Below are 1,550 nucleotides of genomic sequence, written 5' to 3'. Positions count from 1 at the left end.
AGCGAGCGAAGCCTGCGTTCGGCAATTGACGGGATACCAGGTCTGGTCGGCATCCTGGCCCCGAACGGTGACGTCGAAACTGTGAATCGGCAAATTCTTGAGTATTGCGGCCAGTCACTGGAAGAATTGAGGGATTGGCGAACAAACGGAACAGTGCATCAGGAGGATCTTCCTCATCTCGCTGAAGTTTTCACAAGATCTATCGCATCCGGGATTCCCTACCAGCTCGAACATCGCCTGCGGCGCTTCGACGGCCGATATCGATGGTTTGACAACCGCGGCGTGCCGATCCGCGATGCTTCCGGGCATATTGTCCGCTGGTACGTACTACTAACTGACATCGAGGATCGCACGCAAGCGCTGGCGCGAGTGCAGCAGATGCAATCGGATTTCGCCCACATGAACCGGGTGAGCGTGATGGGAGAGTTGGCCGCCTCGCTGTCCCACGAAATCACGCAGCCGATTGCCAGCGCGCGCAACAACGCCCGGGCGGCGGAGAATTTTCTGAAGATGCAGCCGCCAGACCTGGGCGAGGTGAGGGAAGCGCTCGCCTGTGTCGTTGGCGATGCTGATCGAGTCGGAGACATCATCGATCGCATTCGAGAGCAAGTGAAGAAAGCGCCACCGCGAAAAGAGCGTTTCGATCTGAATGCGGCAATCAACGAAGTGGTCGCATTGGCGCGCAGCGTCACCAACCGGAATGGCGTCTCGGTCCAGACTCGGCTTGCGGAGGGCTTGTCCTCTGTGGAGGGGGATCGCGTTCAACTCCAACAGGTCTTGCTGAACCTCATTCTGAATGCGGCTGAAGCAATGAGCCCGGTTGAGGAGGGAGCAAGGGAGCTGTTGATCAGCACAAAGGAGGATCAAACAGGCGTCGTCGTGGCGGTGCGCGATTCCGGGCCGGGCATTGATCCGGAGCATCTCGAACGGGTCTTCGACGCCTTCTACACCACGAAGCCCAGTGGAACAGGGATGGGGCTGTCGATATGTCGGTCCATCATCGATGCTCATGGCGGTAGGCTGTGGGCGGAGGCGAACAAGCCGCGCGGTGCCGTATTCCAGTTCACGTTGCCTGGCACCGACGCAGAGTTCACGAATCCTCTTCAGGCGAGCGAGCGGATTTGAGAGCCTCGCGAACACAGCGCGTGAGACGCTCCTCATCCATTGGCTTACGCAGGTAACACACGGCACCATCGTCTAGTGCGCGAATATCAGGGCGGAGATCATCGGCGCTGCTTTGCGCCAGCTCATGGGCGAAAACCTTTTCGCCAACTGTACCAAGCCTGGGTCGATCGAAGGACTGCGCGTCATCCGCGATCAGGTTCTCACGCCTGAGCAGCAGTCGCCTTCAGCCGGCAGGTGCGCTGCAAGGCGGATGATCGGACACGTCTTCAGGAACCAGAGATCGCAGAGAGCCTCTAGGGTGACGACTGGATCACTCAATGTCGTGGAGAAAAGAATGCGTATTACCCCACTGATCGTCGGAGCGGTTTCCTGCGCGGTTATTGCAACAGTTGCGTTCGCCCAGACCGGATCCAATGACGACACCA

At 58.6% G+C, this 1,550-nt stretch carries 2 protein-coding genes; one reads left to right on the top strand and one right to left on the bottom strand.

Translation table 11 applies throughout. The annotated features are described in order from the left end of the window. A partial coding sequence (locus RSO01_RS46680; RefSeq protein ID WP_147157459.1) for a sensor histidine kinase occupies positions 1-1,125 on the top strand: 1,125 nt, incomplete at its 5' end. Between the two features lie 192 nt (positions 1,126-1,317). Here the strand turns inward: RSO01_RS46680 and RSO01_RS48795 are convergent. After that, positions 1,318-1,550, bottom strand: a 233-nt coding sequence (locus RSO01_RS48795; RefSeq protein WP_218037693.1) for a hypothetical protein, incomplete at its 5' end; no start/stop codon positions are given.

Source organism: Reyranella soli, assembly GCF_007992495.1.
GTDB classification, from domain to species: domain Bacteria; phylum Pseudomonadota; class Alphaproteobacteria; order Reyranellales; family Reyranellaceae; genus Reyranella; species Reyranella soli.
The sequence above is the reverse complement of the archived record's forward strand: the minus strand, read 5'-3'. Positions and strand labels throughout refer to the sequence as shown.